The sequence below is a fragment of the Paenibacillus tyrphae genome (genome assembly GCF_024158745.1).
GTDB lineage: Bacteria > Bacillota > Bacilli > Paenibacillales > NBRC-103111 > Paenibacillus_G > Paenibacillus_G tyrfis_A.
Map to the genome: position 1 here is coordinate 156,562 of NZ_JAMZAW010000010.1, position 14,247 is coordinate 170,808.

The following is a 14,247-nucleotide window of genomic DNA, read 5'->3' on the forward strand; positions in this document are numbered from 1 at the left end:
TTTGCTTTATTTTTACAGGCATTCACAGGTTGTAATGGAAAAGGGCCTATATCGGCCCTTTTCCGATTACGTAAGGCCGCCTCCACGGCAGCCTTCCCCAACTTATTTTTGCACGGTGCGCGGCGATTCCTCCATATACGGCTGCAAGTAAATCTCCCTCACCTCGTGCCGGACCCAGCTCATCAGCATCAGCACGATCAGCAGCACGCTAACGGTGGCGACGAACAACCTGCGCCCGTCCTGCCTGACTAGGCGGACCAGCAGCCAGCATAAGCCGATAGCCAGCAGCACCACTGCCGCGAGCAGCGCGGTATGGAACGCGGAGCCGCCCATAAACGCATGGCGGACGCGTCCGTCCATACTAAGCAGCAGCAGCGGTCCTGCAAGCAGTTGAAGCAGCGTGAAGCCCGCCGCCATCGTTTTGCCGTAACGCTTGGCCGCCTCCGTGACCGGTCCGGCGCCGTTCCGCTCGGTGCGTCTCCCCCATCCGTACAGGAACAGACCGAGCATTGTGAAGCTCGCCGCCATAAAGTGAAGGTAGCGCTGCCAGATGGTCGGATACGCGAACAGCGAGCGCCAGAAACCGCGTTCCGGGTCCCACAGCTCTGGATGGAGCATCGAAGTCACGTTCGTGATGAACAACAGCGGAACGAACAGCAGGATCAGCGTGCCGAATAGGCCGAAGCTAAGGTGCAGCGCCTTGCGCTTCTGCCAGCGCTCCCATGTGAATTTATAGACGTACAGCGCCAGAAACGCGACGGTCAGCAGCGGAATGAGCATCAGCCACATTTTGCCGATCAGGATCGTCGACGGATAAAAAAACTGGGTGTACATGGTGCTGATGATCAGCAGCGGCGCAATGCCGAGCACAACGGCGATGCTTTTGACTATCGATACGTGCGTCGCCATATGCTGCGCCAGACGGTCCAGAACCGTGTCCTTGCGGACGATGCCTTTCAGCTCGTTGTACACCGCGGACACGGAGCCGGCTACCAGAATGTTAACGAAAATGATATGAAGAATAAAGCCGACGACCATCAGCACTTCGAAAAAAGGCAGGTCGCCCGGAATGGCCAGCCCCAGATCGTTGGGCACCGGCGATTTGGAGGTTAAATAGGCGTTCACTCTGCACCGTTCCTCTCCGAAACCATCTTGTGAATATAGGCGGCCAGCGCCTTAACCTCCTCGTCCGTTCCCGCAAACGGCGGCATGACCGGGCGAATATTGTGCATCTGCGGGATGAAGGACGCCAGCGCTTCCTCGCTCCAGCCCTTCGCCCTTTCCGTCATCACCCGGCTGCGCCGGGGACCGTCGATGCTGTGACAGGCGATGCACTGCATGCGGAACAGCTCTTCCCCGGCCTGGAGCTTGTTCGCCTCGGTCACCTCCCGGACCGGAGAAAGCTTCGCTTGCGCCAGCGCGCCATCCTTGCGGAACCGCTCGACATCCGTTTTCAGCACGCCGTTGGCGTACATGTAATTGTAAATGACATACGGCTTGCGAATATTTTCCCGGACGATCTCGAATTCGGTAATCAGCAGCAGCGAGAATGCCGCCGTAAATACGGTAAGCGCAACCGGGTACTTCGTTCGGCCATCCATCAGCATGACGCCGAGCACGAACATGAGCAGCAGGCCGAGCACGTTGATAAAAGCGAACGTGAAGTCGCTCATGCCCGACGCCCAGACGACCAGCGTTTGCGCTTGATCGGGCAGCGTCTTTAAATACCACCACCCGGATGCAAGCATCAGCGGCACGGAAACGACGAGCCATTTGCCGTACAGCTTCAAGACGATGTGGCGGTCAAGCGAGTCTTTCACAAACCATCGGTTCAGCGGCGTCAATACCGCAACCCCCAGCGTGATAGCAGCGAAGGTGCGGAACAACGTCGAAGGCACCCAAGTCGTATTCAGGAACGCGCTCCAAAACGACAGCGTCTCGACCCAATCGCCCGGATTGATCTGCGCGGCCAAAATGCCGGTAATGATCACCATCGTAAACCAGGACATGATGCACAAGGCGAAACCGGTCCGCAAATGCAGCTTTTTCTTCTCTCCCTTCCAGCGGTCCCATGTGTAAAAATACGTCAGCAGCAAGACGACTTCCGATACGAACACCAGCCATTCCGTAAACCAGGCCCAATGAAAAATACGCAGCAGCGAGCCGATCGCATTGGGCAGTATAACGGTCGTTGTGAACCAAATGCCTACTCCCGTCATCGCTCCCGCCGTCGTCGTGATGATCAGAATCCACTTGCTCAGCCATCTGGCGTACGCCTCCAGCCTTTCGTTACCTCTTTTGAAAGCGGCATACTCAATAGAGACCATAAGAACGGACCCGCCGATGGCGACGGCATGATTGATCATGACGTGCAGCACCGCCATCATGCCGATCAGGTTGCCGTTGCCGACCCAACCGAAATCGATTGTCGGAAATTCCACCTTCCCGCACTCCCTTTCCGTAAAAAAAATAATCCTTGCCGCAAGCGACAAGAATTATTGTATAGAAGTCGTTTTCGTTCAAAATGACTCCCCAGGGCTAATATATTGATAAAAAATTGAACAAACACGCCATTTACTTTAAATAATAACGGGTGTCTTCGAATTTCTCAGAATTTCTCGCAATCTCCGCACTTCTTTTCGCAACTTCTCGTTCTCTTCCTCCAGCCGTTGCGTAAGCCTGCATTTCTCGCTCGTCTCCGTCTGCTCTTGCCTGCGCAGCCGTTCGATTTTGTCGCGAAGCTCAGGATGGGTATACAGAAACGGCTTGGATACGCCGGCCTCAATCGATACGGTATTGAAATTAATCTTCAGCTTTTCCTTCCCCAACCGTTCAATGGCCGATACGGCCTTGCGGTACGCCTCAACCGTCTTTTGCTCGCTGAATTTTTTAATCCCTTCGACATTTCTACGCTGCATAAGGCTGCCTCCCTGCATTCTGTTCTTTTCGCGAACCCTCGTCCTTATTATAACCAACGATAAAAGGCGAAAAATGACCCCTTTGAGTCAATTTTCCGCCTTTTTTATGAACAAACGGTGGACGACCGGCTTCAGCGTCCTTCCATCCATTTGGGCTTGATCATGAGAGTATCGTAAATGCCCCTGCTCTGTACGACCGGAGACAGCTCCCATTCCTGCGACAAATCGCTTTCGAGCGGATAATTGAAAATCGATTTCAACCCATTGCCGTAGCGTAAAATGATGCTCGTGTCCTGATGGACGGCCTGCCTCAAGTCCTCCAGAACTTCAAGCTTGTTTTTGACAAGAGACGCAATCATGACATGCGTTGCCTCTTTGACAAAAGCCAGCTCCTTCAGACCATGGCCCGAGAATTGCACCTTATCGTGCAAGCCTGAGGCTTCCGCCATTCTGCTTCCCAGATCGAGGGCTTCGGTATCGATATCCAGACACAGCACATCCGCCCCCGTCTCCTTCGCAACAGTCAGAGCCGTCAAGGGGAACGCACCCGCACCTACGAACAGCACCTTCGACGTACGGCCGATCCGAAAACGCCGAAGCTCGTCATGAACCGTGTCCGACAAGACGGATAAATACCGGCCCATATCCGTCTGCCGCTCCAGCGTACGGGTGGACTGATATTTCTCCATGTCGCACAGCGCCCGCGCCGACGCCTCCCGCAGCCGCTCGCCATGCCATCTTATTTCTTCATGATCGCTCCATAAGAGCCACTGCCGTTCGTTCTCTTCGCTGATCATAAACCGGCAAAGATCGTCCAATTTGGTTTGAAGCAAGTCAAAGCAATCCGGGCATTGTCTAGAGAAATCGGTTAATTGACGTATCTCGTATTCAAGCAGCTTCAAGGAAAGCAAAAAAGCATACCTGTGCTTCAATAAGCTCCCTCCGTTTCTTGCTCTATTTCCAAGGAAACTGTGAGGCTTACTCAAATACGTATTTGGTTTTCTTGTCCCTTATGCTCGAATAATGCGTCATCCGGCTTGTTCACGGTCAGCACGGTGCGCCCGTTCTCTCTGCGGAGAGCAAACGTCCAGCGCATCTTGGCCGCGCGGTCTTGGATGATCTTCAAGCCGTACCCATTCTTCTTCGACAGCGGATCGGATGCGAAGCCTTGGCCGTCGTCCGCAACCGTACATTTCCAGCCGCTTCCCGGTCCTGGGGCGTCCTTGCCTTGTATCCAGACGTTTGCCGCTGCCGCATGCTTGAAGACATTGATCAACGCCTCGCGAAGCGTAGCGTACAGCTCCACTTTTTCTTTCACGGTCATGCGCTCCTCGGAAAGCTCCCACTCCAAGTGGACGGCGATGCCGGTATCCTTCCTGAAATCCGCGATCAGGTGCTGGACGGACTCCATCCACGGCTGCGTCTGCGGCACGGCCGGATACCGCAAGCCGTCGATCGCCTGGCGGACATAGTCGTTCACTTCGTGCACGGTTTTCCGCAGGCTTTGGTACAATTCTCCCATCGGAATCGCATGGCTTTGCTCCATCCGGTCCACGCGGACCGATAGCAGAAATAACGATTGAGCGATGCCGTCATGAAGCTCCGAGGCCACTTTCTCCCGCTCCTCCAAAGCCGCCTTCGCGGCCCGCTCCTGCTGCAGCTGCTCCTGCAATTGCTCCATCATCGCGAACAGCTTCCGAAGCAGCGTCATCGTGACGAGGTAAACGAGCAAAGGCGCCAGCCAGTTGCCCAAATCCATCGAAATGTAAGGAAGCAAAAACGCATGTCGGGTATATTCCCATATCCCGATCGTTAGCGTAGGGATGATCAAAATCAAGCTTTTCAAATGTTTATACAATGAGACAAATCCTCCCGGTATGAACTCGGCGCAACCACGCCCCTTCATCTAAACATAATTCAGCACCCGTGCCTATGACTCGGCGGGGCTATCTTTTCTAATGAAGAATGTCTGCAAAAAAAAATAATCCCTGCCGCCTTCGACAAGGATTATGGTATAGATACAGTCCGATCAGCGCTTCTTCGTCAGGATCGTGAAGGACGCGGCTGCCGCGTGCGCGTTCATTCCGACGTCCGTTCCGACCGGAAAGCTTCCTGCGTGCCATGCCTCGGGCGTGTAGGGCAGCGTCGCTGAGCCGAGACGCCCCTCGGCTTCCAGCGTCTCCAAGGTTTCGTCCGGCTTCAGCTCGGACACGGCCCGGTCAAGCCCGCTCGGAAGCACGGTGCTCCACGGCTTGCTGCCGCCTTCGTTTTCCACGAGACCGACCACCTCGAAGCCCTCCGATTCCAGCAGCAGCACGAGCTCCTTCGGCGTCATCAGAGCCAGCTCCCGTTCCACCCGGTATCTGGGCTGTTCCAAGCCTTGCACGAACGTTTCGTAGGTGGCGGTCAGCCGGTAGATTTGACGCCGCAGCGACGTTTCCCCTTCCACGTGCTTGTAGACGATTTTGTCCTTCGGAAGCACCTTGCGCTGCACCGTCTTCCAGCTCGCTTGCACAGGTGGCAGCAGCAGCTCCACGGCAAGCAGCCCTTGGGGAACAAGATGCTTCCGAATGTTCCCAAGCACGGTCCGGTGCTCGCTCATCCGGGTCACATGCTGGATAATTCCCTCGGGGCACAGAACGTGCGTGAACGTCTCCGCAAGCTCCAGCTCCAGCATGTCCTGCTCCACCAGCTCCAGCGTATCCGCACGGTCCTTAAGCACGCGATGGCGCTTCGTTTCCGCGAGCTTCAGCATGTCGGGACTCCGGTCCACGCCGCATACCCGGATGCCGTGCTGCGCCAGCTCGACCGCGATTCGGCCGGTGCCGGTGCCAAGCTCCAGCACACTAGGCGGCTCGGAGAAGCCGGCGGCGGTGCCCATGATCCAATCGCGGGCAAAGACGATGCCCGCTTTCCCCGCGAACTGGTCGTACAACTCCGCTTCCAGCCCCGCATACGGCGCGTTGGCCCGCGACTCGTGTCGCACGCCCTGGAGGCCGCACCGCGAACAGACCGTTCCGGCCAAAGCCCCGATCGCCACGCCCGCAGGCACGCCGTTGCGGCAATCGCCGAACCACTCGTCATAAATATAATGGCAAAATGAACATTCCGTTGTGGTCAATGCCGCTCCTCCTGACGCTTTTTAGCTAAACTTCTCGGGATAAAAGCCTTTTGCCATTTTTTCCAAAGCCGTCATGTTTCTTACCCCTTCGAACACGTCGGAAAGCGGCATGATGACAAACTTGTTGTTCTTGATGGCCGTTACGTTCGCCATGGCCGGCAGGCTCTGCAGAAACTTAATCTTCTCCGCAGCCGACGGTTTGTCGTAGTCGAAAATCAGAATGACCTCCGGATCGCGCTTGACGACTTCCTCCCAGCTGACCTTCGCCCAGCCTTTTTCGACATCGTCGAATATATTTTTGCCGCCCGCAAGCTGAATCAATTGAGTAGACAACGACTTGCCCGCTGTATAAGCGGTGTCCTGCCCGCTGTCAAAAGCAAATACCCGCAGCGGCTTCTCGTGCGGCCCGACCTTCGCTTGAATCTCTTTTACTTTCGCTTTCATCGACTCGATGAGCGCGTCGGCTTTGGCCTGCACGTTGAATATCCGCCCGATATTCCCAATATCCTCATAGACGTCCTCCAGCGTGCCAAACGGTACATACGTCCCTTTGGCCACGTAGGCTTCGATTCCTTTTTCCTTCAACGCTTCGACGGTGCCGACGCCTTTTTCGGCAAAGGCGCTTTTGCGGCCGTAGACAAAATCCGGCTCCGCGCCGAGCAGCACTTCCAGCGAAGGATATTTGTCGGCCAACACCGGAATGGCGGCGTACTTCTCCTTCAATTCCGGGAGAATCTCGTCGTCCATATATGCGGTGCCGACCATCGACTTCTCCAGGCCGAGCGACAGCATAATTTCCGTCGTATGTTGGTTTAAGCTGACGGCCCGCTTGGGCGCTTCCTTGAAGGTGAGCGTGCGGCCCATATTTTCTATCGTCACGGGGCTGTAGGCCGCCGTCTTCGGCGTACCGTTCTGCGGGGTGTCCCCGCTTGCCGCCGGGCTTTTCGACGTCGTTTGACCGCAAGCGGCCAAGAGAAGCAGCGAGAAGACGAATAACAGAGATAAAGCAGCAGCTAAGATGCGTTTCATGAAATTAAGGCTCCTTTTTGCGTTAAATGAAGTTGCAGCGATTCTGGAAAATACGTAATGCTGAGCTTTCGGGTCACCGGATGCACGGTCAGCTGCGCGCTCACGCCGAACACCTGGCGCAGCAGCTCCGCTGACATCACTTCTTCGGGAGTGCCCGAAGCGTGCACTTTGCCCTCATGCATCACAATGAGCCGGTCGCAGAAATAACAGGCCATGTTCAGATCGTGCAGCGCGGATAATGCGGTAATCCCGAGCGTTTTGACCAAGTCCATCATTTGCAGCTGGTACCGGACGTCCAAGTGGTTCGTCGGCTCGTCCATGATCAAAAATGGCGACTGCTGCGCCAGCGCCCGGGCGATCAGCACGCGCTGCTTCTCTCCTCCGGACAGGCTGGAAAAGCTCCGCCGCGCATACGTTTCCATTCCCACGCGCTCCAGCGATTCGTCGACCAAGGCGTCGTCTTCCCGCGTGTCTGCGGCGAACATCCGTTTGTGCGGATGGCGTCCCATGAGCACGATATCCCGCACCGTAAAATCAAACGCAGACGACGTCTCTTGACTGACGACGGCCATCCGCTGCGCGGTTTCCTTATGGGTCAGCTCGGACAGCTGCTGCCCGTCCAAGGATATCCCCCCCGCTTGGGGATTCAGCACGCGGTAGATGTTTTTGAGCAGCGTCGATTTGCCGCTTCCGTTCGGACCGATAATGCCGACAAATTCGCCGGGATGGATCCGCAGGTCCACGCCTTGTATGATAGGCACTCCCTTCACGCCGTAGGAGAGCCCTTGAACCTCTACCTTCATCTTCTTGGTCCCCTCCCCTCTAGAATGAGTATGAGCTGCGGCGCAGCAGCCAAATGAAGAACGGTCCTCCGCACAGCGCCGTCACGATCCCGACCGGAAGCTCCTCCGGCGCAATGACGAGCCGGGCGAATACGTCGGCCCAGATCATAAACGATGCCCCGAGCAATACGCTGACCGGCAAAACGCGGCGGTGATCGGAGCCGACCATCAGCCGGACTAAATGCGGGATCATCAAGCCGATAAACCCGATGGCTCCGCTCACGGCAACGATTACCCCCGTCAGCAAAGAGGTCAGAATAACCAGAACTTTACGGAAGCGATCCATGTTCACCCCCAAGGTCACGGCCGTCTCTTCCCCCATGAGCAGCGCGTTCAGCGAGCGGTATTGAAGCAGCAGGTACAGCGTACCGGCGACGACAACACAGGACGGAAACGTCAAGTAGCTCCATTTGGCCCCCGTCAGGCTTCCCATCATCCAGAACATCGCCGAGCGGATCCCTTCTTCCTTCGGAGCCATCGTGACGATAAAGCTGGTCAAGGCCGACAGCATCATCGATACCGCAATACCTGCGAGCAGCAAGCGGGTATTGGACAGCGCGCCTCCTACGCGGGCCAGCATGTACACCAGAACAATGGCAATGAGCGATCCGATAAAAGCCGACACCGATAAAGCATACTGCCCGAGCAGCTGAAAAGCTCCGAATAAAATGACGAGCGTCGCGGCGGCGGATGCCCCCGAGGACACTCCCAAAATATACGGGTCGGACAGCGGGTTGCGGGTCAATGCCTGAATCGCGGTGCCCACCACAGCCAGTCCGCCTCCGACGACGGCGCCAAGCAGCACGCGCGGGAAGCGGATATCCCAGACGATGTTGCCTTGAGCCTTGGACCAGTCGGGCTCCAGCCAACGGTCCAGTCCGGGAATATGCGAGAAGGCAATCTTCCAGACGATCGACGGTTCGATGCGAACCGGTCCCAGCATGACCGCGAGCGTAATGGATCCGAGCAAAATTCCGAACAGCCCCAGCAGCACCAACGGGAAACGTCCTTCGGCCACGGCTCGTTCCGCTCGCGCAGACCTCTCTTGTATGATGCTGCTCATCGAACTCCCCCTCTTTTTCCTAAGTACATGCAAAAAGGAGCATCTCCAACCACGATCAGCGGTTAGAAATGCTCCTCCATAAGAGATGACGACCCGATTGACCCATCAAGGTCCCCAATTAGTCCCAGCATCCTAACACCTCCCCATTCTCCGCAGGTTATAGCAGTGTTGTCAAAACAGGCAGGTCTCCTGACTCAGGGTTTCTCCTTCGGCGTCTTCCCGGAAATAAGCTCCAGTGACGCTATGCCGAAAAATAGCCGGACCTTCCGGCTCCCATAACAGTGGCGGGACCGCGACGGATTTGCACCGTACTTCCCTTTTAAGCATCAGCCAATCGCTGAAGCACCTGTTTCCACCTATTCGGTTGTCCACAGTAAGTCTATAGCAGTCTGGAAGCCAGTGTCAACTGAAATTATTCATGCAGAGACAACCGTAACGCCCTGTTCTTGCAAGTTTTCGACGAGCTTCGTCAAGCATAGCCCATTCGTTGGCAGCCATAGGATAGGATGCTCTCCATTTCTCCCAAATGTTCAGCTCTTCGCTCGTCATCACATAGGGCAAGTCCCGTTCATTTTCCCAATAACTTTTTTCATGGTTGACGATACCTATATAAACTAGTCTATGGATGGATCCTTTGCTTGATGCAATATATTTTTTAAATTCGTCACAGAATGCAAAATCGATGAAAGAAACGGTATGCGGCGGGCTATCTCCATCAGATCACTTCTATCATCTAGCAGTGAGAATTTAAAATCCACCCGGGCTTCCTCCATCCGACCTTCAAGTTTTACAACCCGGATTTTTTAAAATAGGTTTACCTACTCTTCATTTAGCCATGTTTCGTAACCATGAGGCATTAGCTTCCCTTTTACTAAGTCTAGACTCTCCTGCCCAGGCCGATTTGTCGTTATCGATCGATGGACATCACTAAGAGCTACAGCGCTATCTTTACCTGTAACTAAAACAATGACTTCGGCTAAATTTCTATCCGTCAGATGTTCGTACAATAAGGCGAGCAGCGGATAGTATTCCTGTTCTCCGATGCCTGCTGGGAACGCTTTACTTAACATGGTACAGGTGCTTTCCAAATGTTCTGGTATGGGATCGCTCATGTTAATTCCTCCTGAGAAGATGATGCCAAGACAGGAAATATTCCTCAGAATTATTACAACGGAGATCCCATCCACACTTCTCTTATTTTCAAAAGAACAAACTCTTTTCCCATAAAAAAATTCCTTGGCACCGAATTATAAATAACAATAATAATAAATAACATTAATTATAAATCTAATGAAATATGTTCAGACTCACTCCAACATTTTATCAGTTCTTGGACATAAAATAAAATATTCCAACAAAAATAACCACAGTGCGGCTTGAACTGTGGCTTCGATTAGTTGCGGCATTTTTTATTATCGGCAATTACCCTTTTTGCGAAAGCAGCCAATCCTCATAACAGGGACTGCACAGAACTTCGAGACGCTCTTCAACGCCGCTGTCGTCATATATCGTAATACTATGGGCAGTTTCAGCCTTTTTTTCACAGTAATAGCATTGATGTGACATGGTCTCAAATTCCTCCTTTATATTCAGATCTTAAGCCTTTGCGGCCACCCTCATGCGGGGACGGGCTGCTTTAAACCATTGAAGGCTAAACATAAAGATGAGAACCACGTCGATGGCATCGCCGCCGTAGTACATCAGCTTGCCCCCTTGCTCCGCCTGTATTCCGGACACGCCGGCGGGTGGATGGGCATAAATGTACTTGGACAAGATGCCGTGTCCCGCCAAGGCTAATACAAGCACTGTCGCACGGTAAAGGAAGCCTGTCCGGTGCGGTGCCGGGTCGACATATAACATGGACACCGTAAATAAATAACCGGCCCAAAACACATGGACATGAACTAGGATATGAATAATAGCATTTTGATGCATCATCATATACAGGTCTGTTGTATAAAGAACCCATAAGCCTCCGATATTAAGAAGGGAGGTTATCACCGGATCGGTTAGTATTGCCAACGGCCGACTTTTCAGCGCATGTGATAGCTTTCGCGACCATGGTACGGGAAGGGCTCTTAAGAGAAGTGTCATGGGTGCCGCAAGCGCTAGTAAGAGCGGTGCCAGCATTCCAAGCAGCAAATGCCCGGTCATATGCGCTGCAAAAACCGTGTGCCCCCGATGGGCCAAAGGTCCGATCACAGCAACAGCTGCGCTGCCAATACCGAAAAACCAGCAAACATATCGGTACAGCGGCCACGGCTTGAACCGACGGCCGGATACGACCGCGGCAAAAACATAAAGAACCAGTACTAATACGGCTGTCCACGCCAACCCAAACTCGGCAAGGCTCCTCGATTCGTAATGGAAAAGCTCATGATTCATCCGTGGCCACCCTTCCAAGCTTGTTACTTTTCGAACGAATGAGGAACATACTTCCGATCATGATCATGCCTATCGCGGCGAAGTTCCATATCAGATCGTAGATCATGACATTTTCGACGTACCGGATCTGGTGAAGGCGCATCAACTTGTGCTGGATCGTTCCGTCATATAACTGAAAAACGCCGCTGCCGAGCAGAACCCCTCCCCACCATCTTTGGAGCAGCAAAGCGTTTCGCCGGAGAAGGTCGGCAAACATGAACAGCCCGCCGATCGTCGCAAGCCAGCTAAAAGCATGAAACAAGCCATCCGAGATCAAGCCGATACTGGTTGTCGACTTATCGTAGAAATGGTGCCAATGCAGCAGTTGATGAAATACGGCTTCATCAACAAAGGCCACCAAACCAAGCCCGAACAGACAGCCCGCCCCCAGATTGCGGTCCCAGTATGGATAGCGTTTGTTGAATCCCGGTTTTATCATTTGCTTAGCCATGATTCACCAATTACCCGTTAACCTTTTCCTTTTCCCGGTCACTTGCCAGAAACCGGTGGTACACCGCTTCACCGACCCCGAGAAACAGCGTGAGGAAGATGAGCCCGCCGATACTCAAATCCCATTTCAGCAAGGAAGCGACGACCCAAAAATAAACAAAGGCCAGCACCGCATCGACAAGCGTCGCGACTGTATTGTTGCTTATCTTCAGCACATACTGGTCACCCACCAAATAAGCTATCACGCTAAGGACAACGGAGGCTATGGCCGCTTCCCAGAACGTAGCCCTTGTCAGCCAAAGGAGGATCGTAACAGCAATCGCTCCGTTAAGCAGAAGCTTGACGATAATTTTCACAACAATGCCCCTTTTTTGGATGGTATCTTTAATGTGCGCATTATTTTCTTTACAAATTCATGGAGATGAAGTTGAACGGCAAAAAGGTATCTCGTCATGAGATGCCTTACATAACCTTTTACATTTAGTCAAAAATATATTCCGCTTTCCATGACGCTACAAACCGTTCCGGATCGACGTTTAATTTTTCGCAAACTTCATATAAGCTCGCCTCATTGTCAAAGGCATGGGCATAGATCATCTTGATATTTCGATCATAAAGATCGCTATCCCAGGAATGATGAAAGATATCTATATATTCGGTAGAAATATCCACTATTATGAATAAATAATGATGTCCGATTCCTTCTTCAATCAAATCAATGATATCCGTTTTCCCGTACCAAAGAGTAGTGATTCTTACTTATTCGACGTCAATGACCTTGTAATCCTTTCCAGAAACAGCGGGAGTCTTTAGTTCAACTTATATAGTATCTTGTCAATCTTTAAATTGTGGATAAAGGCGTTTTAGTTTGATTCTTGCATCGGAGGTCGTGAACTGCCAGTCCACGCCCCGTTGGCTTTGGTTTCGGACGCGCCGCTCCCATGCCGATAGTTCACGATCCAATTCGGAGATGGAAGGGGTACGTCGTCTCAGATGAGGATAGACAGTAAATACACGGAAGAACAATTCCATTTCTAACATACGTAAATCAAATCGAATAAAACTATAATCCTCATATGGAATCTTAGCGGATTGTTAACATTTTAAAGTTCGTACAAATAATCTAAAATGTTTTCAATTTGTGTATCATCGTCTAGGATAGTTCCTAACGCAATTCTTAGATCATCGAGGAATTTCTCACTAATCTCAAACCCATCGTCATTCATAATTTCACCATGATATTTCTTGTACGTAACCTCTATTACAATAGATAACACCTCAAAAAACTCTGCAAGAGATTTAGCGATTATTGTGAAATCATTCATTTCGTAACGTGCAAGAACAGGCGAGCCTGGTTTACTTGTATCTACCATAATAGGATCTTCATTTCTATCAGCAATGACAACCCAAGCACGTTCCCAGCTATCATCTTCCCTATATGGTTCTTTTACACCGACCCAACGAAATCCTAATTGCCTTTTATACAGCATCTCTGGTGTACTTATATATGCAATAGACGTGCCGGTGTCAATACTCACTCCATTTTGGATGGAACTATCTTCTAAAATAGCCTTTTTTAATGTGCAATTATCATAAAAAAATTTCAATTCAGGTGAGAGTGGTATACGTTTGTCGATCAAATTTGAAAACATATTCGTTTCAAGAATAATTTATAGAAAGGTCTCTCCAATTATATTTTTGTTCTCTATCGCTCCATGATTTAATTAAGTCAAGGTAAAAACTACAGAAGTCCGCTCTTATCCAACCATATTCTGCTTTAATGCATATGGGTTGGGGTTTCTCTCTGTGGATTAGATGTTGCTTTTCGAGACAGTATATAGACATAATTGATGGACCAACATTTGTTTTTACAAAAAGTAAGCTCCCTTGTTCTAATTGATAATCACGTAACATTATCGCATTTTCCAGTTCTATTAAGTATATGCCATTGTTTTCTTTGATATGGAATCTATCAGCCTTTAAAAGAATACTTTCTGTTTCTGACCCTAGTTCATCAATCTCTAAGTGTATTTCTAGCTTTTTTATCCTGGACATCCTATTTTACTCCAATCATCATGAATCTTTGTATAATGATCTTTGGAATATCCTAATTTTTTTACTACTTCCCCATTTTTTCCTTCTAATTCCAATTCTAATTTTCTGTATTTGTCACTTTCCCCTGGTACAACTACCCTATGCTCATTGGCTCCTGCCCACCTTGGATATTCCCTGCCTTGGTATACATCATGAGGGGTACCTCTTCCGTTTAAAATGTCCTCACGCGCAGCTAAAAACGCTTGTTTTTCTTTCTTGCTAAATACTTGTGGTGGAGCTTTTGGTTTTTTAGCTAACCCAAACACATCTATCTCAAAATTTAGATCACTAACATACCCATACAAA

The 14,247-nt window shown here is 51.4% G+C and carries 17 protein-coding genes and 1 riboswitch; all 17 genes read right to left on the reverse strand.

What is annotated here, in order from left to right:
* Positions 1-102 precede the first annotated feature (102 nt).
* The 17 genes from NI000_RS16660 to NI000_RS16745 all read right to left on the reverse strand — a co-directional run bounded on the left by NI000_RS16660 (position 103) and on the right by NI000_RS16745 (position 14,246).
* Complete coding sequence (locus tag NI000_RS16660) at positions 103-1,125, reverse strand: cytochrome c class I (protein ID WP_253412400.1); 1,023 nt, start codon at positions 1,123-1,125, stop codon at positions 103-105.
* Complete coding sequence (locus NI000_RS16665) at positions 1,122-2,441, reverse strand: c-type cytochrome (RefSeq protein WP_253412402.1); 1,320 nt, start codon at positions 2,439-2,441, stop codon at positions 1,122-1,124. Before NI000_RS16665 ends, NI000_RS16660 begins: the two co-directional genes overlap by 4 nt.
* Positions 2,442-2,579: 138 nt before the next feature.
* The gene (locus tag NI000_RS16670) at positions 2,580-2,918 is read right to left on the reverse strand and encodes a DUF6262 family protein (RefSeq protein ID WP_253412404.1); all 339 of its coding nucleotides are present in this window, start codon (positions 2,916-2,918) and stop codon (positions 2,580-2,582) included.
* Between the two features lie 131 nt (positions 2,919-3,049).
* On the reverse strand, positions 3,050-3,850 hold the full coding sequence (locus NI000_RS16675) for a nicotianamine synthase family protein (RefSeq protein WP_253412406.1): 801 nt from the start codon (positions 3,848-3,850) through the stop codon (positions 3,050-3,052).
* Positions 3,851-3,900: 50 nt separating this feature from the next.
* Positions 3,901-4,776, reverse strand: coding sequence for a sensor histidine kinase (locus tag NI000_RS16680; protein ID WP_253412408.1), 876 nt, complete (start codon positions 4,774-4,776; stop codon positions 3,901-3,903).
* A gap of 171 nt (positions 4,777-4,947) precedes the next feature.
* The gene (locus NI000_RS16685; protein ID WP_253412410.1) at positions 4,948-6,039 is read right to left on the reverse strand and encodes a class I SAM-dependent methyltransferase; all 1,092 of its coding nucleotides are present in this window, start codon (positions 6,037-6,039) and stop codon (positions 4,948-4,950) included.
* 21 nt (positions 6,040-6,060) lie between these two features.
* Positions 6,061-7,068: an ABC transporter substrate-binding protein gene (locus NI000_RS16690; protein WP_253412411.1), complete on the reverse strand. Its 1,008-nt coding sequence runs from the start codon at positions 7,066-7,068 to the stop codon at positions 6,061-6,063.
* Positions 7,065-7,871, reverse strand: coding sequence for an ABC transporter ATP-binding protein (locus tag NI000_RS16695; RefSeq protein WP_253412413.1), 807 nt, complete (start codon positions 7,869-7,871; stop codon positions 7,065-7,067). Before NI000_RS16695 ends, NI000_RS16690 begins: the two co-directional genes overlap by 4 nt.
* Before the next feature lie 19 nt (positions 7,872-7,890).
* On the reverse strand, positions 7,891-8,973 hold the full coding sequence (locus NI000_RS16700; RefSeq protein WP_253412415.1) for a FecCD family ABC transporter permease: 1,083 nt from the start codon (positions 8,971-8,973) through the stop codon (positions 7,891-7,893).
* Positions 8,974-9,135: 162 nt separating this feature from the next.
* Positions 9,136-9,338, reverse strand: a riboswitch (cobalamin riboswitch).
* 453 nt (positions 9,339-9,791) lie between these two features.
* Positions 9,792-10,085: a DUF3349 domain-containing protein gene (locus tag NI000_RS16705; RefSeq protein ID WP_253412417.1), complete on the reverse strand. Its 294-nt coding sequence runs from the start codon at positions 10,083-10,085 to the stop codon at positions 9,792-9,794.
* 484 nt (positions 10,086-10,569) lie between these two features.
* Entirely contained in the window at positions 10,570-11,358 is a 789-nt protein-coding gene (locus NI000_RS16710) for a cytochrome c oxidase assembly protein (protein ID WP_253412419.1), read from the reverse strand.
* On the reverse strand, positions 11,348-11,848 hold the full coding sequence (locus NI000_RS16715) for a DUF2243 domain-containing protein (RefSeq protein ID WP_253412421.1): 501 nt from the start codon (positions 11,846-11,848) through the stop codon (positions 11,348-11,350). Before NI000_RS16715 ends, NI000_RS16710 begins: the two co-directional genes overlap by 11 nt.
* 10 nt (positions 11,849-11,858) lie before the next feature.
* Complete coding sequence (locus NI000_RS16720; protein ID WP_253412423.1) at positions 11,859-12,203, reverse strand: DUF2512 family protein; 345 nt, start codon at positions 12,201-12,203, stop codon at positions 11,859-11,861.
* Between the two features lie 124 nt (positions 12,204-12,327).
* Entirely contained in the window at positions 12,328-12,561 is a 234-nt protein-coding gene (locus tag NI000_RS16725) for a hypothetical protein (RefSeq protein ID WP_253412425.1), read from the reverse strand.
* A 389-nt stretch (positions 12,562-12,950) separates the two neighbouring features.
* Positions 12,951-13,454, reverse strand: coding sequence for a hypothetical protein (locus tag NI000_RS16735; RefSeq protein ID WP_253412427.1), 504 nt, complete (start codon positions 13,452-13,454; stop codon positions 12,951-12,953).
* Positions 13,455-13,506: 52 nt separating this feature from the next.
* A complete protein-coding gene (locus NI000_RS16740; protein ID WP_253412429.1) occupies positions 13,507-13,902 on the reverse strand; it encodes a hypothetical protein in 396 nt (131 codons plus the stop codon).
* Positions 13,890-14,246 (reverse strand): hypothetical protein, encoded by a 357-nt coding sequence (locus tag NI000_RS16745; protein ID WP_253412431.1) that lies wholly within the window; start codon positions 14,244-14,246, stop codon positions 13,890-13,892. The genes NI000_RS16740 and NI000_RS16745 overlap by 13 nt, the downstream gene beginning before the upstream one ends.
* Between the last annotated feature and the right edge of the window lies 1 nt (position 14,247).